Source organism: Bremerella sp. TYQ1, from assembly GCF_020150455.1.
In the GTDB taxonomy this organism is placed as follows: domain Bacteria; phylum Planctomycetota; class Planctomycetia; order Pirellulales; family Pirellulaceae; genus Bremerella; species Bremerella volcania_A.
Genome location: NZ_CP083740.1, coordinates 6592178 through 6616526, shown reverse-complemented (window position 1 = coordinate 6616526; position 24349 = coordinate 6592178). Strand labels below are relative to the sequence as shown.

General features: G+C 54.6%; 14 protein-coding genes and 1 tRNA gene. 13 read left to right on the top strand and 2 right to left on the bottom strand.

The features are described 5' to 3' along the window. Nucleotides 1–190 precede the first annotated feature (190 nt). Nucleotides 191–2029: a TolC family protein gene (locus LA756_RS26950; RefSeq protein WP_224437811.1), complete on the top strand. Its 1839-nt coding sequence runs from the start codon at nucleotides 191–193 to the stop codon at nucleotides 2027–2029. Nucleotides 2030–2123: 94 nt separating this feature from the next. Here the strand turns inward: LA756_RS26950 and LA756_RS26945 are convergent. Then, nucleotides 2124–2207, bottom strand: a tRNA-Ser gene (locus LA756_RS26945). 222 nt (nucleotides 2208–2429) lie between these two features. Between LA756_RS26945 and LA756_RS26940 the strand changes: the two genes are divergently transcribed. Together LA756_RS26940 and LA756_RS26935 are read left to right on the top strand one after the other, a co-directional pair. Then, complete coding sequence (locus LA756_RS26940) at nucleotides 2430–3746, top strand: hypothetical protein (RefSeq protein ID WP_224437810.1); 1317 nt, start codon at nucleotides 2430–2432, stop codon at nucleotides 3744–3746. A 292-nt stretch (nucleotides 3747–4038) separates the two neighbouring features. Then, nucleotides 4039–5025, top strand: coding sequence for a hypothetical protein (locus LA756_RS26935; RefSeq protein ID WP_224437809.1), 987 nt, complete (start codon nucleotides 4039–4041; stop codon nucleotides 5023–5025). Nucleotides 5026–5153: 128 nt separating this feature from the next. Here the strand turns inward: LA756_RS26935 and LA756_RS26930 are convergent, their stop codons facing one another. Then, entirely contained in the window at nucleotides 5154–6008 is an 855-nt protein-coding gene (locus LA756_RS26930; protein WP_224437808.1) for a porin family protein, read from the bottom strand. Nucleotides 6009–6185: 177 nt separating this feature from the next. On the opposite strand from LA756_RS26930, the gene LA756_RS26925 reads away from it, so the two are divergent. From LA756_RS26925 to LA756_RS26880, 10 genes are all read left to right on the top strand, one after another. Next, the gene (locus LA756_RS26925; protein WP_224437807.1) at nucleotides 6186–6941 is read left to right on the top strand and encodes a hypothetical protein; all 756 of its coding nucleotides are present in this window, start codon (nucleotides 6186–6188) and stop codon (nucleotides 6939–6941) included. A 143-nt stretch (nucleotides 6942–7084) separates the two neighbouring features. Continuing rightward, a complete protein-coding gene (locus LA756_RS26920) occupies nucleotides 7085–8812 on the top strand; it encodes a GspE/PulE family protein (protein WP_224437806.1) in 1728 nt (575 codons plus the stop codon). Nucleotides 8813–9148: 336 nt separating this feature from the next. Continuing rightward, the gene (locus tag LA756_RS26915; RefSeq protein WP_224437805.1) at nucleotides 9149–10249 is read left to right on the top strand and encodes a type IV pilus twitching motility protein PilT; all 1101 of its coding nucleotides are present in this window, start codon (nucleotides 9149–9151) and stop codon (nucleotides 10247–10249) included. Between the two features lie 59 nt (nucleotides 10250–10308). Beyond that, nucleotides 10309–12033 carry a GspE/PulE family protein gene (locus tag LA756_RS26910; RefSeq protein ID WP_224437804.1) on the top strand — a complete coding sequence of 575 codons (1725 nt, stop codon included), beginning with the start codon at nucleotides 10309–10311 and terminating at the stop codon, nucleotides 12031–12033. A 74-nt stretch (nucleotides 12034–12107) separates the two neighbouring features. After that, nucleotides 12108–13502, top strand: coding sequence for a type II secretion system F family protein (locus LA756_RS26905; protein ID WP_224437803.1), 1395 nt, complete (start codon nucleotides 12108–12110; stop codon nucleotides 13500–13502). 160 nt (nucleotides 13503–13662) lie between these two features. Continuing rightward, nucleotides 13663–14616 (top strand): type II secretion system protein, encoded by a 954-nt coding sequence (locus LA756_RS26900; protein WP_224437802.1) that lies wholly within the window; start codon nucleotides 13663–13665, stop codon nucleotides 14614–14616. A gap of 13 nt (nucleotides 14617–14629) precedes the next feature. Continuing rightward, on the top strand, nucleotides 14630–15631 hold the full coding sequence (locus LA756_RS26895; protein ID WP_224437801.1) for a type II secretion system protein: 1002 nt from the start codon (nucleotides 14630–14632) through the stop codon (nucleotides 15629–15631). Next, nucleotides 15628–16770 (top strand): prepilin-type N-terminal cleavage/methylation domain-containing protein, encoded by a 1143-nt coding sequence (locus tag LA756_RS26890; RefSeq protein WP_224437800.1) that lies wholly within the window; start codon nucleotides 15628–15630, stop codon nucleotides 16768–16770. The genes LA756_RS26895 and LA756_RS26890 overlap by 4 nt, the downstream gene beginning before the upstream one ends. A gap of 16 nt (nucleotides 16771–16786) precedes the next feature. Then, on the top strand, nucleotides 16787–18109 hold the full coding sequence (locus LA756_RS26885; protein ID WP_224437799.1) for a hypothetical protein: 1323 nt from the start codon (nucleotides 16787–16789) through the stop codon (nucleotides 18107–18109). 135 nt (nucleotides 18110–18244) lie between these two features. Beyond that, nucleotides 18245–24160, top strand: a complete 5916-nt coding sequence (locus tag LA756_RS26880; protein ID WP_224437798.1) for a hypothetical protein — start codon at nucleotides 18245–18247, stop codon at nucleotides 24158–24160. Nucleotides 24161–24349 lie beyond the last annotated feature (189 nt).

The window sequence follows — 24349 nt, the reverse complement described above, 5'->3', positions numbered from 1 at the left end:
ATTGCGACGTCGCTTGATAACGCTCGTCGCAGTCGGACTAGTTATTTCGGTTGCGCCCCTCCCTCAAAGGAACGTGCTGGCACGTTCTTGGCACGTCGATAAAACTTGCGACGCCCACAGGATCACGGTAGATCCTGATGCATGGAGCAATGGGCCAAACAACGCAAATGGCAATTGGTGGAACCGAGCCATGATCGCAAGCTTAGCGCCGACTCTGCGCGTTCTTACAGGAACGCTCGTCTTGGGCATACTGCCCACTCTCGGAATCGCACAAGACATCGCGCGACTTCCTCCAATTCAACAAGACTTAAACCACCCGTTGTCGATGCCTAGCAATTTCGACAACATGGGGGGCACCGTTCCCGAGGCGACGCAAACGCCTTGGTGGCAGCCTGAACTCGAGTCGCAATTGGCGGCCCATAGTGTTCCTGTTGATGTTACTGTTGAAACGCTCGTCGCGGGTGCCCTTCAATCATCACATCAAATCCGAGCGTTCAGCGATCTTCCATTGATCCGCGAACAAACCATCACAGAAGAAGATGGCGTTTTCGACTGGCGAGTTTTCGGTGAAACTGGCTATCGTAAAACGAGTGACCCCGTGGGCAACACGCTCACGACCGGCGGTCCCACTCGCTTTCGTGAATCGGACTTTGATACGAACCTGGGATTCCGTCGACTAAACCGCCTCGGTGGAGAGTTTGAAATCCTGCAAGACTTCGGACTGACGAACAACAACTCGGTGTTCTTTATCCCCGAAGACCAAGGCACGTCGCGTCTTACCATGCGATACAACCATCCTCTGATGCGAGGTCGCGGGCTTTACTACAACACCTCACAAGTCTACTTGGCCATGCTCGATACCGCGGCGGCCAACCACGAGTTTTCCCGTCAGGTTCAATCGCAAATCCTGGAAGTCTCTCGCGGTTACTGGGCGTTATATGTCGAACGGGCTCACTTACTTCAGCGCGTCAAGCTCGTTCGTGAAAGCGAAGACTTATACAACATCTTGGAACAACGTCAGAACTTGGACGTCGGTCGCGCCCAGTTGCTGCGTGCTCAAAGTGCTGCCGCTCAGCGACGATCGGACCTGGCTCGTACGCAAACAGCCGTCCGCAATGCCGAATCCCGCATTGTCAGCCTGGTGAACGATCCTTACCTGGAAGACGCAGTCGGTCTGGAAATGCTTCCGGTCGCTCATCCACAAACGACGTACGAACCAGTTAACATCGACGAATCGAAAATGCTGGCTCTGCAGTATCGCCCCGAAATTGCCCAGGCCCGCGTTCAAATCCAAGCGGCTGCCCGTCGCTTGGACATGGCCGTCAATGAATTGATGCCCTACTTAAACGTTGTCATGGAGACATATGTTTCAGGCCTCCGTGGCAGCAACGACATCGGCCAGGCGTGGGTCGATCAGTTTTCTGTCGGCGAACCATCTTACTTCGCTGGTTTGGTACTTGAGTACCCGCTCGGCAATCGTACCGCCTCGGCACGCAAGCGACGCCGCGAGATCGAAGTACGCCAACTGCAAAGTCAGCTGCGTGCCACCATCGAAACGCTGATGCTGGAGGTAGAAGTAGCCGTTCGAGAAGTGCAAACGTCGTACTCCGAACTGCAATCGAAGCAGTTGGCCATGCAAGCCAGCCAGGCAGAAGTTGTCGCACTGAGAAAACGCTGGGAGGTCATGGCCGGAAACGATCCGTCGGCCGCGTTGTACCTGGACAACCTGCTTTCGGCTCAGGTGCGTCTCGCGGAAGCTGAGCGGCAGTTGGCTCAATCGCTTGCGACATACAACTTGTCGCTCGTTAATCTATCCCGAGCGCAGGGGACGCTGCTGCAAGACCAGCACATCGAAATTACTCGTCTCTGCTGCAACTGCATGCCTCAACTAGCCGTCGGCTACGACACGATGTTCTTTGAAGATCTTCGCATCGGCGAAGAACTGATGACTCCGGAATACATTGAACTCGGACCATCGCTCGACGACATGCCAGCGGAAGCCTTAGTCGTTCCGGAAGATGCTCGTTAAGCTTTCCACCTGTGCAAGTCCTAACGTAGAACTTGAGAAACATACGAAAAGAGCCACGGACATTACACTGCCCGTGGCTCTTTTGCGTTCTAAGCGGAGGCGACAGGACTCGAACCTGCAACCGGCGTAACCGGCGACGGATTTCAAATCCGCTCCCTAACCAATTCGGCTCGCCTCCATCGATCTTCGTTAACGCTAACTATCCGTGGTATTTATGTCAACGGGCCGGCGTTCAAGAATGTCTGGTTACGATGGTTGTTCGCATCAAAACAGGAAGTCTCGTACATCAAATCCCGTTTTTCTTGGCTGAAGTGTTCAATAATTCTATCAGACGAGACAATAACGCTATGATGGCACCAGGGTAACATTCGTTGACGAACAACCGAGAAGTACAGACCTCATGACGAATCTGGCAACTCGAAACCTCGGACTGTGGCTGCTATGCATGCTCGCACTGGGAAGTATCTTTCCTGCTACCGCATTGGGGCAGGACACTATGTCACCAACGGAACTGGATTCACCCCATTCCGATATCGTTTCCGAGGACGACTCGCAAGATAAAGTCTACACTTCGCCGCAGAGCATTCTTGCCGACTTCTTTGGACGGCGACGTGCCGGTATGGTCGTCAACGGCTTGGAGGATCTCGTCGGAATTACGGCCACAGGGCTTTCGCCGCTGCTGGTCCTTTCGGTGGTATCCCCTGTCGTCTACTTTCTGACGGAGCCAGGCCAGCGGGCAGAATTGATCTTTCTATACCAACCGTGGTTTTTCATTCCGATCATCATTGTCACCGCGGTAGTCGCATTTAAAGATACGGTACTCACGTTTGCCAGCTATCTAAAAATGCCCCTCGACATCCTTGGCATTCTCTTTCACGTCATTGGCTTTTTCCTCGGCTTTCGCTTGATCTATCACCTACTCGACATCCATGTCGGTGCCGAAGGTGGGCCGCTGGGGACCGTACTGGCAATCGGAATTGTCGTACTGATGTTTGCTTTCTACACAAGCATTTGGGTGATGAGCAATGTCTTCGAAGTGCTCATTCTGATTAACCCTTTTCCACTGGTCGATACGTTTCTTCGCGTTGGGCGAATAAGCATTCTACTTTGCATGTACGTCGCCTGCTGGATTCATCCGGCACTCGGTGGAATCATCGCGTTGCCAATACTGATCGTGTCGCTGATCACCTTCGATCGATCACTACGAACCACGCTGCTAGGATTCCGTCTGATCTACGACGTCGTGCTGTTTCGTACAGATCAAATCGCAGATAATTCAACTCAGCTGACAGCCTTCGCCACATTCGCCGGAAATTTACCCTGGATGACGCTGGGCTCTCTGGTGAAGAAAGACGAAGGCTGGTTCTTTTCGTATCGACGATTCTGTGTTGGGCCGTCGCATTGTGTTCCCATCGAAGATGGTCCCTACGTAATCGCCAAAGGATCGCTATTCCCAGGACTAATGCAACAACTGGAAAGCGGCTCGCAGTTGATCGTTCGTTTTCCAGCCTCGTATCGTGGGCAAGAAGATGCATTAAGCAAGGCCTTTCAAACCGACGACATCCACGACTTCCGCTGGAGCACGATGGCGAAGTCGGCGTGGAGCACTGTCGTCAAAGCGTTCTTTCGGCGATCTTCCAAACAACCTCCGATGTCGCTGCCCGCCCCGAATCAGCCAAGCGAGAACCCCTCGGCGACAGAGCAACCACAGGCCTAAGTGATTGTGATTCGTAAGGCATATTCTGACGATTTCATGATTTTGTGATTCTTTGGCTTTTTGAGACAGATTCTCGCACAACGTTATCGGCGAGAGCTAAGCTTTAACGTCCATCGAGATTATTGCTTATCGACTGATCAGCAGACGCCGATGACAGTAGCTCATGGGCCCAATGTGGCTCCAATACACGATTAACGGCGCAAGCTGTTAATCAAGGCCGTCAAGTACCTGCCCCACTTGACGGCCTTTTTTATGCGCGCGGCGCACGATGGGGAAGCGGTCCCCCTTTCTCATGTGGTTCCCCGAATTCACCCTCAGCGATGCTCGGCGCGTTGCTTTTGGCAAGCCGATAGCCAAAGTACCGAAATGCCACGATGGAAGTCGTGGGCAGGAAGCCGTTGTGTATCTGGGGGCGGATCACAACGGTTTTTTATGCGCTGACGATTACGCCATCACTGACAGCATCGATCTCTTTTTGTGGCAAACTTTGCCGATTACGGCAATTCTCTCGATTGTGCCAACTTTTTGGCCGATATCCGTTCTTGAGTCACGATCCCAATCCCCCCCTGCCCTGTCGATCCAGGGTGGTTCGTTTGAAGTGAACCAGGAAAGTCTCGACATGATGTCACGCCACTTGATCCTCAGCATTGTTGCCGTCGTTGCATTCGCGGCTACCGGTTGCCGTACCGTACCTAGCTGCAATTCCTGCCACATGGGAAACGTCGTTCCTTCGTCTGGGTGTGCCTGCGACGATTGCGGTTCGACTTGTGGCGACTCGTGCGGATGCACAACGACATGTGCCAAAAGCTGCGGTCCTAACTACGAAGTCTGCCTGCCGAAACCTCCGTTCGCAGAGATTCGTCAACACTTGCGAAACAACCTGACATGCACCGCAGGCTGCTCCGATGAAGTCTACTGGGGCGAATGGATCTCAGATCCTCCCAAGTGCGATCCATGCGACTGCTTTGGCAACTACGTTGGTCCTGTTGGCGGAAAGTGCCGACCTGGCCTGACGGGGATCCGCCACGGCGACGACAGCTGCTCGAGCATGTGCGATCAAGGGATGCCATGTAACAGTTGTGCTTGCCAAGCGAAGACACGCACCGTGGGTTACGAGCAAACGATTCCTGGAGAGTCGACAATTCTCTACGACTCTGAAGTTCCCATGCAGTATGGCTCGCCTACGCCAGCTTCCCCATCCGATCAAACGATGTACCGCACGCACACGACTTCGACCAGCGGACGCAGCCCTCACCGACTGGGTCGCGGAAGCATGTAAAACCAAATCAATAGCCAGGGGGGCTTTAGAAGGGATGCGATCACCATCGGGGTCGCATCCCTTTTTTCATGCGCCGAGCGTTTCAGTGCCTCACACTTCAGCTTTGTGTGAATGTCAAACCGGGCCGACTAACGATAGTACCCTGGCGCACTTCCACCGAAGCGATACTCAAAGCCACCGGTGACTGAAAAATTGTTGGTCGAGTCGGCGTCGCTTCCACCCAGGGCCAAGTTATCGAGGACTTCAAAACGAAGTGCCAATCGCTTGTGAACGAGATACTTCAGTCCCAATCCAAACGGCATAGAAACTTGAGCCTGATCACGTGCGCGTCCAAGCACATCTTCATATTGAAACACGGCCGCTCCTAATCCCAACGTGGCATAAGGACGCCAGGCCGAATCGCCCCACGGATAGAACTGCACGTTGTAGTCGAGCAGAATCAGCTGACTCTTTCCCGAAAAGCTGGTATCGGTCGGATAGGTAAGCCGACCTTCCGCGAAGCCCAAACGCACTTCGGTCCCCCAGTAGTGATCGAAGTCGTATCCCAAGCGTAAGCCGTCGAAGAAAGCCCCTTCCTGTTCGACATCGCCAGGGATCAGATTTTGCAGCATAATCGTGCCGGCAAACACATCAATATGAATAGGACGATTCCGCCAACTCATTCCTGTCAGAGGCTGCCCCCAACCGATATGCCGCGCCGGATCGTCAGGGTGGCTGTGAACCATATCGAATCGATGAGAAAACTCACCCTTTTGATGCTTCCCGCCGAACCATGACTCGCCGGCGTCCGGATACGCATAGGTTCGACTGGGCCCTGCTTCGATGACTTCCGCTTCCAACATCGACTTTGGCAGTGGTTCAATCTCTTCCACAGTTGCTGTCGATTGAGAGACGGCTTCCTCTGCCATCAAAGCCGGCGCAAGCAGAACGAACGCGAAGAGCGTTAAAAGAGCGGAATTCGATTTGCCGGATGCGTTCGCCATCCACCAACCTTTGCAGACGATCTCTGATAGCTACCAATTTGGGGCAGCGGATTATCGAAACGTCGTGCGGTGGCGTCAATGCAGATTCTTGAGTCAAAGTTGGTAGACTTTGTCGGATTTGCTAATTTATGGTCGCCAGATGTCGATTCCTACCATCTCACTCAATGGAGTAGAACTATGCCGACGCGATGCTGGACCCCGCTAATTGCTCTATTACTGCTTACCGCCTGCGTTCACGCCGACGAAAAGCCCTCGAAAGATGCCCCTTCCAGCCACTGGCAAACAGGGTCATGGGATCTCAAGGAAATCGAAAAGATCCGCGAACAGCTCGGCCCCGAATTTAAAGTCGAGTCGAAAGCACTCGGCATTCAAGCGGAACCAGCTTCCGGAAATGCATCCACCGGCGACTTACAACAAGAGATTCGCGAAATGGTCGAAACGCTTCGCCAGGACGCTCGAAAGCTAGAAGCATTAGCCTCCCAGGCAGAATCTCAAAACAACTTCACAATGGCCGACAAGCTCCGCGAAATTGGCCGCACTCAGTGGGAATCGGCCAGGAAACTTGTTGCTCCAGCCATGCCATACGCTTACTCGAACCCGTACTCGCCGAATCTTCAGCCACCTACCGCGACCGACGCTCCCCAGATCCACCAAGGCCCCACGGTCAACGACAACATGTACCAATCTCCGACGTGGACGCCCAACCATTCACACGTTCCATATGGGCCACGTCGCATCGAGCCTTCCAAGAGCCAGCCTCGATTCAGCGTCCCGCAGAAAAACGAAGCCGCAGAAACCTACCAAGACGCGGAGTCGGAACATGGCGAGAAATATCGCCAGTACATCCCCAAACAGGAAGAACCCAGAAAGGATACCTATCGCTTCAAAGCCCCCCCGAAAGAACCGCGTCTTGACGACAGGCCATCGCTTTAAGGATGATAGACTTGCGAAATTAGACGTAAATTTCACGCACAAAAGACTTAACGACGTTCCAAGCCTCGTGGTAGGCTAGGAATGCACTTATCTTTTTCTCTAGAACCTTCTCCCTTTCTATATTCCGCTCGGAGGATAGCGCTTTGGCTGGAACCCTGGGAAATTTTGCGGACATTCTGATTCGACGCGGGCTCGTAGGTCCGGACCAATTGCGCGAGGCCGAAACCATGGCCGATGCCCAGGGAATCCCCGTTCCCGAGGCACTTATTCGGTCAGGTTACGTCGGTGCCAACGACGTGATGCGAGCCGTTGCGGAAGAGCATGGACTTGAATTCGTCGACCTGGAAGAGGTCCGAATTCCCATGTCTGCGGTCGAACTAGTGCCAGAATCGGTCGCTCGTGAAAACGTGGTGATGCCAATGGCCGAAGACGACGGGGCACTGAAAGTCATCATTTCCGACCCTCTGGACCTGGAAACGATCGACAAACTCCGATTCATTCTGAATCGTAAGGTCGAGATTGCCCTCGCCCCCCGGGAAAACATCCTGGAATCGATCAACCGATATTACGGTCAGCAAGAGGGCGAATCGGCAGATACGATGCTGCAGGAATTCACCGATACGGCGATCGACTTCACCGACACCATGGAACAAGACACCATGACGATGGCCGGTGACGAAACGGTGGACGAAACGAGCGCCCCCGTCGTTCGGCTGGTGCAGTTGATGATTAACGAGGCTGTTCAACTGCGTGCGTCGGACATCCATGTCGAGCCATTTGAGGACCGTGTTCGTATTCGCTACCGCATCGATGGACGTTTAATCGAACGTGACAGCCCCCCCAGACGTATGCTGGGTGCCATTTTGTCGCGCCTCAAGATTTTGGGGGGTATCGACATTGCCGAACGTCGTCGCTGTCAGGACGGTCGTATTAAAGCAGACGTTGGAACGAAAACGATCGACCTCCGCGTGAGCGTCATCCCGACCAACCATGGTCAGTCGATCGTGATGCGGATTCTGGATAAAGACAGCATCAAGGTGGGGATTCGCCAGCTGGGTCTCTCCGACACCAACTTCATCAAGTTCAATAACCTCATCAAACGGCCCAACGGTATTGTGCTCGTCACCGGACCCACCGGTTCGGGGAAGACGACTACCCTCTACGCGGCCCTCAACGAACTGAACCGCCCAGATACGAAGATCATCACCGCCGAAGACCCCGTTGAGTACTACCTGCCAGGCATCAACCAGACTCAGGTGCGGCACAGCATCGGGCTCGATTTCGCCAAGATTATTAAGGCCATGTTACGACAGGCCCCCAATATCATCCTTGTTGGTGAAATGCGCGATACTGAAACAGCATCCATGGGGATTCAAGCCTCACTCACTGGACACTTGGTTTTTAGTACACTGCACACGAACGATGCGCCCGGTGCTATTACACGTTTAATCGATATGGGTGTTCCCTCATATCTTGTTTCCAGTACAATTATTGGGGTGCTAGCTCAGCGTCTTGTGCGAGTCATTTGCGAGAAATGCAAGGCTCCCTACAAGCCAAGCAAGGAAACGCTGGACGCCGCTGGCATCACGGCAGAGATGGCCGAAGGGGCGACCTTTATGAAGGGTCGCGGCTGCGGCAACTGCCAGCGTAGTGGTTACAAGGGACGTATGGGTATTTTTGAGTTAATGCCTATGAATGCACGACTTAGAGAGTTGGCATTCCAAGGGGCGGCCACCCAGGATATCCGTCGCGCCGCTGTGAACACCGGCATGGATACCTTGTTTGACGACGGGGTCAAAAAAGCGATGCTCGGCAAGACAACGCTGGAAGAAGTCTTCCGTGTGGCCAAGATCGTCGAGAAGGACGCCTAATCGGCATTCTCGGTGTTCACCCCCAAACTGGGACAAACTAAGCGTTTACGAGCCATCAGGCCGTGAACGCTAAAATTAGTACGACAAATTTGAGTCTCCGGCGGCTGATAGCAACAATTCGGTCATCGGGACAGCTTTTCCAACGCTTTTCAATATTTATTCATCAGCAGTTCACGGTCCTGTCGGCACACTGGGAGCTTTCGCTTCGCCCTGGAAGGTGAAACAGAAAGCAGACGTCATCCCAACGACTGCGGCCAAATAGAGGCTGGATTCTCCTCAATAAAAGATCGATTTCGGTCCATGCTGAGGCAATCCAAGATGTGGTAAAGGGAACCAATGGCCACGATTCTGATTGACAAATTGTTACAGGCCGCCATCAAACAAGGCGCGAGCGATATTCATATAACCGTGGGACAGCCCCCCGTGTTTCGCTTGCATGGTCGAATGCGTCAATTGGATACCAAATCGCTGGAACCTGACGACACTGTTTCGCTGATGAAAAGCATCACGCCGGAACGGTGCCAACGCGAATTGCAAGAAACAGGCGGTTCCGACTTTGGTTTTGCGTTTTCGGACTTGGCTCGTTTCCGTGTGTCGATTTTCCGACAGCGTGGAAACATCTCGATGGTCTTGCGTCAGATTCCAAACGACATGCTCACCCCCGAGCAGTTGGGTCTGCCGGCGAAAGTGCTGGAGCTTTGCCATCGGCCGCGTGGGTTGTTCCTCGTCACTGGACCGACCGGTTCTGGTAAGTCGACCACGCTTGCCTCGGTGATCAACCACCTCAACGAAACCATCGACCACCATATCATCACGATCGAAGACCCGATCGAATTTTATCACTACCACAAAAAGTCGACCGTCAACCAACGTGAAATCGGCGTTGACGTGCCGTCGTTCTCGGAAGCCATTCGACGTGCGTTGCGTCAGGACCCTGACGTGATCCTCGTGGGTGAAATGCGAGACTTGGAGACGATTGAAGCTGCTATTTCGGCGGCGGAAACAGGGCACGTTGTGTTCGGTACGCTGCATACCAATAGCGCGGCAAGTACCGTCGACCGTATTATCGACGTGTTCCCGGCCGGCCAACAGGATCAGATTCGTACCCAGCTCGGCTCGGCACTGCTGGGCGTGTTGGCTCAGACGCTGTGCCCCAAAATCGGTGGCGGACGCTGTGCTGCCTACGAGTTGCTGAACGTCACCTCAGGTATCTCCAACCTGATTCGTGAAAACAAAACATTCCGTATTCCATCGATGATTCAAACCGGCTCGAAGCACGGGATGATTCTGATGGACGACTCCTTATTCAATCATTGGCGTGCCGAACGTGTCACCATGGAAGACGCGTTGGCCAAAGCCCAAAATCCCAACGACCTGGCAAAACGTATCGCCGACGCGCGACGCGGTATTGTCGAAGACCGTGAAGGCGCCGCATAACGGCCCTGCTCGCTCTTCCCTTTTCCTTTTCAAAACCTGACGGACAACGAGACGACTTCATGGCAGTTCGCCGACTTGGACAGATTCTGGTCGACCTTGGTTTCATCAGCGATGAACAACTTGAGTTGTTGCTGGAAGAACAAGAAGCCCAGGCAGAACATCAGCCCCTTGGCAAAATTGCCGAGGACATGAATCTGATCACCGACGACCAGTTGGCTCAAGCCTTGGCGGAACAGCTGCACATGCAGGTGATCAGCCTGGACGACGTTTCGATTGCTCCAGACTTGCTGCGTCGCGTTACCGAGCCAATGGCTCAGCTATACAAAGTGATTCCGGTCTCGCATGAAGAAGACCTCAATCGCCTGACCGTGGCAACGTGTGAACCACAAAACCTATCGACCCAGGACGAACTTCGTCAGTTCCTCGGCTACGACGTGCAAATGGTCGTTGCTACGGAACGTGACATCCAGAAGACACTCGATCGCTATTATTCGGAAGATTCCGAAAGCTTTGAAGGTCTTGTCCGTGACCTGGAAGACGACAACGACTTAGCTCAAGCGGCCGCTGCCCTTGCCGGGGACGGCCCGATCGACATTACCGACGCCGAGGCTCTCGCCGACAGTGCTCCTGTTCGCAAACTGCTGAACATGGTGTTGCTGATGGCCATTAAGGACCACGCGAGCGACATCCACTTCGAACCATTTGAAGAAGAGTTCCGCATCCGTATCAAAGCGGATGGCGTGCTGTTTGAAATGGTGCCGCCGCCACGTCACTTGGCGTTTGCCATTACGACACGTATCAAAGTGATGGCAAACCTCGACATCGCCGAGCGACGGTTGCCGCAGGATGGTCGTATCGAACTGACCGTCGGTGGTCACCCGGTCGACCTACGTGTGAGCGTGCTGCCGACCATGTTTGGTGAAAGCGTCGTGATGCGGCTTTTAGACCGCAGCGTTGTGTCGCTGAACATTGAAAAAGTCGGCATGGGTGACGACACCCTTAAGCAGTTCCGCGGCGTGATGCACAAGCCGAACGGTATTGTCTTGGTGACAGGACCGACCGGTTCCGGCAAGACCACCACGTTGTACTCGGCGTTGAGCGAACTCAACTCGGTCAACGAAAAGCTGATCACCACGGAAGACCCTGTCGAGTACGACATCGAGGGCATCATTCAGATTCCTATCGATGCCGACTTGGGCAATACGTTTGCGAACTGCCTGCGAGCGATTTTGCGGCAAGATCCAGACGTGATCCTTGTGGGTGAGATTCGTGACTTGGAGACGGGCGAAATCGCGATCCAAGCATCGCTTACCGGTCACTTGGTGTTCAGCACGCTGCACACCAACGATGCTCCTTCAACGATCACGCGTTTGAAGGACATGGGCATCCCTACATTTATGATCACGGCCACCGTCGAAGCCATTTTGGCTCAGCGTTTGGTTCGCCGTGTTTGCAGCCAATGCCGCCAGGAACACGAACCCTCCAAGGATGCCATCTTCCTTCTTTCGATGAAGGAAGAAGAGCTTGCCGGCCGCAAGTTCTTTAAAGGGACCGGCTGCGAAAACTGCAATGGAACCGGATATAAAGGCCGTATCGGCATTTTTGAACTGATGATCATGAACGATGACTTGCGTTCGATGATCATGCAAAACACTTCGACGGATGAACTCCGCGACGAAGCAAAGAAGTTTGGTATGACGCCACTGCGTGATGCCGGTCTTCAGCTGGCCTTCGATGGGCTAACTACCCTGGACGAAGTGCTTCGCGAAACGGTCGTCGACTAACGAACAAACCACTTGCTGGCCAGCAATTACCGTACACCCATTTTTGACTTCATTAGCAAGAGCCCGACGTAGCCATGCCAACCTATCAATTTGAAGCGATGGACGCTCAAGGTCAGGAGATCCGCGACGTCATCGAGGCCCCGACCGAAGACGATGCCCAAGCGACCATCCGGCAGATGGGCTACTTCGTTACCCGCATCAACGAAAAGAAATCGCGGGAAAAAGCGGGCGCTAAAGGCAAAGGGAAAAATCGCGGCTTCACGATCGGCGGCGTCAGCCACCGACAGTTGACCACGTTTACGCGGCAGCTGGCCATTTTGCAGAATGCCGGTTTGCCGATTCTGCGAAGCCTTAAGATTCTCGAACAACAAGCCAAGCCTGGCCGGCTCAAAAACAGTTTGATGGATGTCTGCGAAGACATCGAATCAGGGGCAGGGCTTTCCGAAGCGATGGCCAAGTGCCCCAAATGTTTCAACCGCTTGTACGTGAACATGATCCGTGCCGGGGAAGCAGGTGGTGCATTGGAAGTCATTCTGATGCGTCTGGCCGACTTCATGGAACGCGATGCCGACCTTCGCCGAAAAGTGCAAGGGGCGATGATCTATCCATGTGTGGTCATCACCGTCGCCGTCGGTATCTTGACGTTTATCATGATCAAGATCGTTCCTACGTTCCGCCAGATCTTCGAGGAATTCGAGCTCGATTTGCCGGCCGTTACGGAACTGCTGATCACCATCAGTAACGGCGTTGTGAACTACTGGTACTGCATCCCGCTGATTCCGATTGCGGTGTTCCTGTTCGTCAAACTGCTTAGAAAATTCAAACATGGCCGCATGGGCTGGGACTTGTTCTTCCTGAACATCCCCATCTTCGGCGGCCTCGTCGAAAAGAACGTATTGGCTCGTACGACACGTACTTTGGGCACGCTTATTTCCTCCGGGGTTCCCATTTTGGAATGTCTGAACATCGCTCGCGATACCAGCGGTAACGCGATGTTCGAGCGGATGTACCACAATGTTTCGGAATCGGTGAAAGAGGGTGAATCGATCTTTAAACCTATGGAAGAGAACTGCCGAGCTCCCTTCCATCCGATCGCGCTTTTCCTTTGGGTCATCTTCCCGTTGGCCCCATTCATCTCATTCTTCTTCATCGAAGCGATGCAGCCGTTTGCCTGGCAAGCGGTCGGCGTGGCTGGTGCCCTGGGTGCCGGCTGGTACTTCCTGACACTGCGGCGACGAATGGTGGAACTGTTCGTTACCAATATGATCGACGTGGGGGAAGAGACCGGTGAACTTGACACCATGTTGTACAAGGTGGCCGACACCTACGACGAAGACGTCAAAGTTCTCACCGACTCGCTCACCAAGATCATGGAACCGTTGTTGATCGTGTTCCTCGGCTTTTCGGTCGGGTTCATCGTCATCGCGTTGTTCCTCCCGCTGGTCGACTTGATTCAGAACCTGAGTTAAGCCAGCCCGCCATCGACAAGGCGTCCCGGTTTCAGGGGTTTCGGGACGCCGAGTTTGGGAAACCACAATCTTGAAATTCAACAGCCCGACAGGCGCACCAGCGCCCGTCCATTTACCAAATCAGGGGCGAAGCATCGCTTCGTACTAGGAAAGGTCTACCATGACATCCCGTCCACGCGCATGCCATCGTGGCTTTACCCTCGTCGAATTGCTGGTGGTGATCACCATCATCGGCATCTTGGCAGGCCTTGCCCTCGTCGGCATTCGAGGTGCCGTCGTCAGCGTTCAACAAACCGCCATGAAAGTCGAGCTCGGTCAAATTGGTTCGGCGCTCGATCAGTACAAAGGGTCAGGGGCGTATCCTCCCGACATGAACTTTGTCTACTACCCGCTGACCATTAGTTCGCCGACGGCAGCTCAGCAAACGGCTCGTATCAACGAAATCAATCGCTTCCTGCGAAAGAAGTTTCCGCAGCGCAATCCCACCTCGGACGATCCGACAACCGCGGCAGCCCAAACCAATATGGCCGCCGCAGGCACGATCAATTCCGCGGCTACGGGAGCAAATGCCTTTGAACTCTGGATGCTCGATCCTTCGGAAGTCTATGTGCTCATCTTGATGGGCGTCAGCGCGGATGTCGAAAACCCGCTCACCGGAACCGGAGATCGTACGCGTCTGTTTGAATTCGATGAAACCCGCCTGGTCGATCCCGACAACGACGGATGGTGGTCGTACAAGACCAGGTACAGCGATTCCGAAATCGTCTACTTCAATTCCAAGTCGTACATCGACGGTAGCGGCAACGTGGCGAGTCTCGACATGTCCGATATCGGTTCGGCCGCCAGTGGTGTCGCGCGTCCCTACGCTCGCGTTGGCACCGGTGGTGCACTCGATTGGGTGAAACCGAACGGATATCAGTTGATGGTCGCCGGCCTCGACAACGACTTCGGTGTCTACGTCGACTCCTCCGGTACCGCGCTTCCGACGGCAATGAAAATTTACTCGTCCGGTACAGCGGACGTGACCGGCAGCGTTGCCTACACGCTGGAAGACTTCGACAACATCACCAGCTTTAGCGAAGCGTCGACTCTCGGTAGCGACACCGACTTGTAAAAGGATGTCCCTCATGCCTATTTCGGCACGACAACTCGAACGGAAACTGTTGCGACCAGCATTCACTTTGGTGGAACTGCTCGTCGTAATGGGGATCCTCGCGATGATGGCGAGCATGGTTCTCGTCGGACTTTCCTCCGCAGCCGAACAAGCACGTCTGAATCGCACTCGCAGCCAAGTTCAAAAGATCCACGAGTTGCTAATGCCGCGATGGGAAGAGTACCGGTACCGCCGCGTTCCGCCATCCTCGGCTGCAAACCCAAGACTTAAAGCACGAGATCGCGTTGATGCTATTCGCGCCTTAATGCGGATGGAAATGCCTTGTCACATTGAAGACGTTAAGTTGGGAGCAAGCGGCTCTGTGACACCAACTGGGGATGAACCTGCCCTTTGGAACTTTTATCAGCGTCGGGTGATGACTCGTGCGGGTGGCTTTGGAGGCTGGACGATCAGCTTCGATGACGCCGAATGCTTGTACATGATTTTGGAGTCCATTCAGGACGGCGATACCAATGGACTCGACTACTTCAAAGAGTCGGAATTCGGCGATCTCGATGGTGATGGAATGCCAGAGATTTTGGATGGCTGGGGACGACCCATTCGCTTTTTGCGTTGGGCTCCTGGATTTATCGGCGTTCGTTCCAACTTGCACCGACGTGATGCTCCAGATCCGTTAGATCCACTGAACGTCCGCGGTGGACGTGGTCAATCTGCCGGGACAGGCATCTATGACCACTTTCCTTTGTATCCACTCGTCATCAGCGCTGGTCCTGATGAACAACTGGACATTCCATTTCGTGTCGACGACACAGATGAAATGGCTGCGATGATTACCGGAACAGCAGCGTCGCCAGTTATTCCCAATGACCCCTATATTCCGATTTCTTCGCCATCCCAACCGCTCTACGATGGGCGACTTTTCGGCGAAGAATTTGATGTCGATGCGGATGGATACGAAGCCTACTTCGACAACATCTCCAATCACCAACTCGTAATCGCGGGGAATGATCAATGAGCTTTTTAAAGCAACATCACCGCGCTGGGTTAACGATTGTCGAACTGCTTGTCGTGCTCGGCGTGTTGGCCGTTTTGCTTGGCATTGCTGCCACGGCAGTCAAAACCGGCACGCGAGGGAAGAAACAGCGAGAAGCGGCTCGTCAGGTAAACGCGTTCATCGCCGGAGCCCAAGCTCGTGCATTGGAAATCAATCGCCCAGTCGGTGTCGAAATCGTTCGCGACGTTCGTGACACCGACGGAACGCCTGGGTTGAGCGCTGCCGACTCGGGGATCAGTAACACTTCGTTGGTGATGTATGTCATCGAAACACCACCAACGTATGCCGGCGACGACAGCAGCGCCACGGCGACATTAACGGCTGTTACCGGATCCAATGTCACGTTTACGGCAACATTTTCCTCGGCAACCGCGTCGATGATTGGCGTCGAAGGCTTCGTTCGCCCCGGCGATCTGATTCGCTTTGGATACCGTGGAGACAAGTACCGCATTATCGGTGTCGATACGACGACTCGCGTCCTCACTGTTTCCTGGGAACAAGGGCAAAGCCCTCCGACCCACGCCGCGGGATCGTATCCGTTTCAGATTTACCCGCAGCCTATTCGCAGCAGTGTTACGCCGCTGCAACTGCCCACCGACATGTGCATTGACCTGACATGCTCGGGCTTTGGCAACAGTGGTGGCCAGTTCGCCACGTGGAACTCTGGCTCGCACGAGCCGATTCGGTTCACGTTCAACCCACGCGGAGATCTTGACCGTGTCTGGACTTCCGCAAGTGCCTGGCAGCGAGCCAGCGGCAACATTCACTTGCTTGTCGGCAAGTACGATTTCGCCGTGAATGCGTTAGAGGCACTTAACAACGATGGAACCAACGACGGGATCACCGACATTGCCAACACGAGCGTCGATTACGAGCTGTTCCTGACAGATCCCGAATTCCCTACGAATCTCGGAGATGGAACGGCCATGTGGGTCTCGGTCAACTTCCTGACCGGGCAAGTGACGACGACGCGCAACAAACTGATTCCACCTACCTACAGTTTCTTATCAACGCAACCGGCCAAAAACCGAGACGTGCTTGCCACCGCTCGTGAGTACGCCACCAAGGTACTCACCGTCCAGGGAGAAGGGGACCAGTAGGCTTATGCTCTTCACCATGCCAAACAACACGAACCACTGCCAGGCACATCGCGGAATCACACTTATTGAAGTGATGATGTCGACGATGGTTGTCAGCCTCGGCATCCTGGGCCTGGTCGCTTTGATCCCGCTGGGGACGCACCTGACCGAACGAGGCGTCCAAGCCGACCGCGTCGCCAGCTTGGGCGAACGAGCCTACCATGAAGCGAAAGCACGGCAGGTTTTCAATCCAAGCAAATGGTTCATTCCCGGCGATACGGATCCGATTGGGAATATTGGGCCTGATGAAATCTCATTAGAGAGTGCTCGCCTACCAGTCCGGCAACCCTACATGATTGACCCATTATTTTTTGGGGCAAATGGTACAGACAGTTCACGAGTCGTTTTTCCATACGCTACTTCGCTGGCCGTCGCTGGAGCGAGTACCGCTTCGTTGGATTCAGCGAGCACTCGTCCAATCCAAATGCCAAGGCTTAGCCTTCGCAATGACTCCGTTGCAAGCGCACTATCGCTTCCTTTGGCACGGCAAAGCTTTCAATCGTACGACGACCTTGCATTTGAACGTCCCGATGATGGGGACTTACCATCGTTTCAGCGGTTCTATGAACGAGGGACTACGCCAACATTTGTTAAGCGACAAGCATTGGGCGAGTACAGCTGGATGATCATGCTAACTCCGGAACCCTTTGAGACGCGGAAAGTTTCAACTATTCCAACGGCACTTTCGCCAACCGACGCAAGCTGGATGCAACCTCCGATTGATATTACTCGGACACCTGCTCCGCCTATTGGAACTTCTGCCCTGACGCCGGTGTTGTCACGCGCAGCAACGGACGAGTATACGGCTCATGTTCTAATTGTGAAGAATCGCCAGGGAATCATCCCGCAAGGCGCAATAGGTGCGGCAGACCCTGAGTTAGTTCAATCGAATGAACGAATACTAAATGTCAGCGGATTCCTGTCCTCGGGTGGCTACTCCACAGGAGAAGTCGTTTTGCAGCAAACGACTGGCTCAAGAGAAGATGCTGAGGAACGCGTCTTAAAACTGAGCAACGGGGATTGGATCTGCCTTGTAAAAAGAATGCCTGCAAATGCGAACTACCCACGCGGCGATATCTATCAATGGTATCGCGTTGTGATGGTGGACGAAGTACTCGACAACGCGGGAACCACCACTGGAAGTGCATTGCCGTTTTCTCGTCGGGTTACTATCAGCGGCCCAGACTGGCCACTTGCAACAGCAGCAAGCGCGCCGACTCATGCCATCGTTGTTGATGGAGTTGTGGGTGTTTACTCCAAGCGTGTAAAGCTTGAATCCCAAACGCCGTGGACGCCGTAGCGGGCAACTTTTCACCGATCCCTTTTCCTTTATAAAACCCGTCTCGGCTTGCCAGGCCAGAGACGACACAAATAAGCGAACTCGGAAACTTTGCGGGGGCTGGTTTCCAAACGAGCGAGCAAGGATAGAAGACTTATGAAACGCATCGAGAGCTTTATGAATGCCAAGCAGCCGCGTCGCGGTGCCTTGCTGTTGGTGGTTCTCAGCATCTTGGTCCTCTTTGCCCTAGTTGGCCTGACGTTTGTCGTCGCGGCAGGTGCTTTTAATCGAGGCGCCACAGCCAATCTGCGCCGCGACATCAACGTCGGCCAGGCCTCCAGCGAAGCAGACGCCGCGCTTATGAACTTCCTGCGTGGTCCTCGAGCAGGAACGTACACCCCGCTCAAAGGCCAAGAGTTGCTTCGCGACAGTTGGGGCAATGATTCCGTCGTTGTTCGTCCCGTGACTGATCTCAACATCGCGATTGGTCATCCGCAAGATGGCGCCGCGACTCCGGCCGACATCGACCAGCTTTACGAAATCATCCTGACCGATCCGAACACGGCGAACACAACCACGCTGGAAGATGTCCTGAACACGCTCGGCATGCATTTGGTTGAAGAGTATTACTCAGGTTCGATCGTCACGTTTTCGTCAGGGCTCGCCCAGGGGCAGTCGCACCGCGTGATGCACTTCTGGCCGGAATGGAACAGCACGTCCGGCACGTTGGTGCGTGTCCGAATTGTCGTCGATGCCGATCCCGTTACCGTTCCCAAGCGAGTCAGCGGCGCCAACGTGCCTGGCAATGGCGACAACTTCGTGCTGAACGATCTGCCGTTCAACGGAACCGGGTACGGCTACGACCCAACCGATCCTACCGCACCCCGTAAGAAACGAAGCCTTAACCTCCGCGATGCCGACGGCGACCCCGTTGCGTTGGTCCCCAACATCAATGCGGCCTATCCCCTGGGAACGGTCGTCCACAGCGTGACCGGCGATACGATCTCTGTCGAAGCCGGCGGTGCCGACGAAAGCTACGATGCCCCCGATCACCAGAACATTTTCCTGTCGTATATCCCATGGGACGCCGCTTCCGGTGCACTCCCGACAACCAACGACATTTTGCCGTCGTTTCATCGACAAGATCTAGCACGATACTGGGTCAACTATCTTGGTGATAAAGACACAACGTTTGGCGCGTTGGACGCGAACGACCAGATTGCTTTGTTCCGTGATCCGACGATCACTACCCTTCCCGTGGCAGGAACGGCTCCTAATCCTACGCATGTTCAACTTGTTGAAAATGCACGACGGAAGGTGATCCTCCGCCCCCTGCCGGAACAGCATCCCAACTTTGACGGCAGCAACCCGAATTTCGATATCTTTGGAACGGCAACGAACGCACGATGGGATATCGACAACGATCTCGACGGGGTGGCGGACAGTATTTGGATTGACATCGGTTTGCCGATGAAGACCGATCGCCAAGGGCGACGCTACAAGCCGTTGGCTGCCATCCTTGTCAAAGACATGGACGGGCTCATCAACATCAACGCCCAAGGCTCGTACGCTCATTTCCAGCAGTTTGAATCGAACACTGCCCTGCCGCTTACGAACAACGCCGTTGGCAATCGTACGCTGATGAATCCAGCGACAACGCAGCTAAACCACGGGGCCTATTCGCCTGCGTGGAGCGGTGGCACGGCGACCTCAATGCAGCTTCCGCTGGGTAGCGGATATGGCCCTGCCGAAGTCAGTTTGTTTGGCATCTTTGGCGACTACACCAATGCCGCCGATCCTGACTTGACAGACGCGTATCGCCTCTTGAACGCTCGATACTCGTCCAACGACCTGATTAGAAACCTGGCATCGACCGCAAACCAGGTTCTCGATCCTGCCACTCCCGGACGGGAAGTCGTCGACAACACCGCTTCCCCCGTGGTGGGCTACGACGACGAACGTAGTCGCATGGACAACATCGGCTTGATCGATTCGTACACGACGTCTACGAGAAACCTGTTCTCGACGCCGCCAGATCGCCTGGGCTTGGGTCGTATGTACATCGACTATGCCGGACGTCCTCGCTTCCAGCCGGCGGTCAATCCAGCGACACTCGCCTCGCAGGCGACGCCTCCAGGGTTTGGTCAACGCCGCAACGATCCTTACGAAATGGATCTCTTACACCCCAGCCGTTACGACTCGCCATTTTCCTATCAAGAGCTGGAACGTGTTCTACGTTACGAAGAATACGACTCCGGTTCCGTGACCGACAGCAACGACCGCATCATGGAGTTGGCCGCCAACTCGCTGAGTACTTCCACTGCGAAGCGTCGTCTCATCACGACGGCCAGCTTCCAAGTGCCGACCACCAACCGGGCCGATATTCCTTACGACTTGCGAGACGAAGATGTCAGCGGCACGCTCGACAACGAGATCTTCAAGAACAAAACAGTCGAAGCAAAACGTCCTGCTCCAACCCTCGTTACGCTTTGCCAGGAACGTCTTCGTCGTCAGAACCCAGGCTGGGCAGGCCCTTCGCTGGATACCCGACTGCGAGAAAAAGTCCACCAACTGCTTCCGCCGGAAATCATGCGGGGCGAACCGTTCGATATCAATCGTTTGCTGGAAGCTCCGGCTGATGGCAACGACAACGATTCCGACAGCTACACCGACGACATTTTCGAGTTGCAGCGGCACGCCGAGATTCTTTTCCAATCGGCCTACAACACGTCCGGCACGTACGCACCGCAATCGCAATTCATCAACTGGGTGAGCGGAACGGCCGGCATGGCCAGCAATTCGCCTTCGCTGCCGACGCCGGTCAATTTCAGCAACCCCACTTCGTACAGTGCGTCGCGTCAGCTGATGGCTCGTTACTTGTACGTGATGATGCTGCTTCTGATGGAAGAGGATTATCGCTTCCCAACGTATCGCCAAGCGGCTGGTGCGGGAGCATACACGCCTGATGAACTGACCGAATTGACGCGTCGACGCATTGCCCAATGGGCGATCAACGTGGTCGACTTCCGTGATCGCGACGGCGTAATGACTCCGTTCGAGTTCGACCTTTACCCATTCCGAGACGACGAGAGCTCTGGCAATCCCTGGAATGTGAACGGTAACCTGGTCACGCAGATGGATGGTTCGGCCGGCATCGAGGGTGGCGATCCATCCCCTTACCGTCGTGTCGTCTGGGGGTCGGAAGCTCCTGATCTCTTGCTGTCGGAAACGCTGGCATTCCACGACCGTGGCATCAAAGACACCGAATGGGACAACGACTCCCAAGCGAAGCGTGGTACTGCGATGAGCGATGACGATACGCTCGATCAGTATCGTATTCCACAGGGATCGCTCTTCCTCGAGTTCTACAACCCACGCAATCTGGCTTCCAACAACCCTGGCTTCTCGCTTCCTTCCGAGTTGTACCAGAATGGCAAACTGCATCTCAATCGGATGACTCCAAGCGGCAATTCGCCCGTTTGGCGTGTCCTGATTGTGGAACGGGAAGATGTCGCAAGCAGTACGACTTCGAGCATTACCAAAGAAATGCTGCGAAACGATGGTCTCGATACCATCAACTTCCAACCACAAGCCAGCGACCGCGTGGCTGGCAACGAAGGAACGGCCGTTCCTGCAGCCGGCCTGAAAATGCTGAGTTCTGGTTCGGACGAGAACTACCAGATCGACCGAATCATTTACTTTGCCAACTATGCTTCGCCAGCTCCTGCGAACGATCGAGAGTTCCGCAATCAGAACAACTCGCCGCTGTTGCTTGAACCCGATCAATACTTTGTCGTCGCGCCCCGAAACGTGACGCACATCGGATCGGTTCCCGACCCCGCAGCCATGACCGCGGGCACAAACGTGCCAGGATCGTACTCGTTTGAGATCCAAGCAGTGCCCGCTGGCAATCGCCTCGACGCCGGCTATGGACACGATACACTCGTGTTCAACCGAAACGGATCGCTGAACGATCATCCGCTTCAGTATCCAAATTCGAGCACGCAGTCGAAGCCGAACCTGGCCATTGCCGTGACGATGGACCTGCCTGATGCGACGGTCTGGACGAACCAGTACGATACCGACGGAGCCCCCGCTGGGATTGGTCTGAACATCTCGGAACCACTCCGGGATGATTACTATCAGGAACCAACCCACCAGGCTCCCGGCACGATGGCTGGACCGTACGCCTACTATGGCGACGACACCACGATGTCGCTCCCGGATGTCCCTTTTGAAACCGACACGCCTGCCGCTGGCACGACAAACTTCCCTCTGAACGATCCCGATGGTGCTTCCACCGGCATACAGCGAACGGGGACTTATCCCGATCCTTCGGCAGGGGGTATCAACGCGGTCCAGGGTTACAAGTCGGCCGTTCTGCAGCGTCTGGCCAACCCTCTTTCCGACTTCCATGCGACGTTGAATCCGTACATCACGCTCGATCACATGCCGATCGATTTGACGGTGTTCAACGGCGAGGACAATCCTAGCACGAGTACCGATGCGACGATCACAGCTGATGCATGGGACCCATCGGAAGGTGGCCAAGATCCGAATGCCGCAACGACGGTTTACTTCCAAAGCCGCGAGCGTGGTCTTCGCGACAATGCAACGCAGAACTCCAACGGTAACCTGCTCGGCATGCTGAACAACATTGCCCCAGCATTGATTACCACACCAGACGGCATTGACGGTGTCCTGCGAGTCAAGCGTCCTGAAATTCAAACTCCACGAGATACGGCGACGTTCACCGATGCCGCTACTATGGAGGCCGAACACTTTGCACGACCTGTCATCCATACATTGGGCTACGTCAATCGTCAGATGGGCGTGCCGATTGCCAGTGGCGGTACCATCAATGCGGTGTATCGAGGTTCGCCAAATCCGGAAGACGCAGCTTATGCCCCTGATCCGATCACTCCAGTTCCTCAACCGGTGATCAACACGCCGTACAGCTGGCTACACTGGGCCAACTCTCCATATGTCAGCAAGTACGACTTGATGATGGTTCCGTCGTCATCGCCACAACGAATGCTGTTCGAGTATTCGCTGTCGAAGAACGTCGATCCATTCAGCACCGATGGCACTAACGATACCGAACGCTTGACCGACTTCCACGCTCCTTACCAGCATTTGTTCAACTTCTTCCATAGTGGAAAGACGAACGATCTGGATGGAACGTCGACCAGCAACGATATGTCGGCTCAGTTCGTCCGCATCTTCGACTACATTCATGTTCCTTCTCGCTTCAACGGAACGAAAAAGTGGTTCGACATCACCGAGTTCAATCCGCCAGGAACCGAACTTCGTAACGATGGTGGATCGCCCGCGAAGTACAACGATGCTCGACTGGGTTACATGTTCCCATTCAACCGTCGTTTGGAATTCCGTGAACCAGGCAAGATTAACTTGAACACGATCTGCTCGGAAACGGTTTATAACTCGATCTTCGATCCAGACTTCTGGCAAGGGACCGCATTTACGTTCCCCAGCTGGAGCGAGTTTGAAGCGAATCGACGTGGGCAATTCAGCGGAACAGCGTCGGAATACCCGTCGCGATTCTCGCACCCGTATCGCCCTTCCTCGGCATCAGAAATTGTGCCGGAACTGGGGACGGCGGCTTCGCCAGACAATCGCTTGCAGTTGCCACCAGTCGAAGCAACCGTTCTGCGATCGGTCGACCCAACATCCACAGGGACGAAATCGCCTCTGTTCGATCTCAATCTGCAAACCCCTGCGGTGACCAATGACGCCATGCGACATTACCGCACCGACGACAACCCGATGCTTCGTTACCAGGCCTATCAGCGTCTGGGGAACATCGCCGGGAACCAGTCGAACGTGTTTGCCGTTTGGATCACCATCGGATACTTCGAGGTCGAACCGCATGCCGTCGATGCCGACCATCCTGATGGTTGGGCTTTGGGCCAGGAACTGGGCAACGATACCGGCGACATCAACCGGCACCGTGCCTTCTACATCATCGACCGTTCGATCCCAGTCGGGTACGTGCCTGGCGAAGACTTGAACGTGGAAGACACGATCATGCTCAAGCGATTCATCGAGTAAACCGCATTCGGCCCCCGTTACCGTTGGTAACGGGGGCAATTCGGAAACACCACGCGGGGCGACTGGTCATGACGACTGGTCGCCTTTTTCATTTCGGGTAAAATCACTCGTTGTGCTGCCAAGCGAAGAGGGCCCGCTTTTGTGGGGCGTGCCTGAAATTCTAGTTTTTTGCCAAGCAAGCGAGAGTTC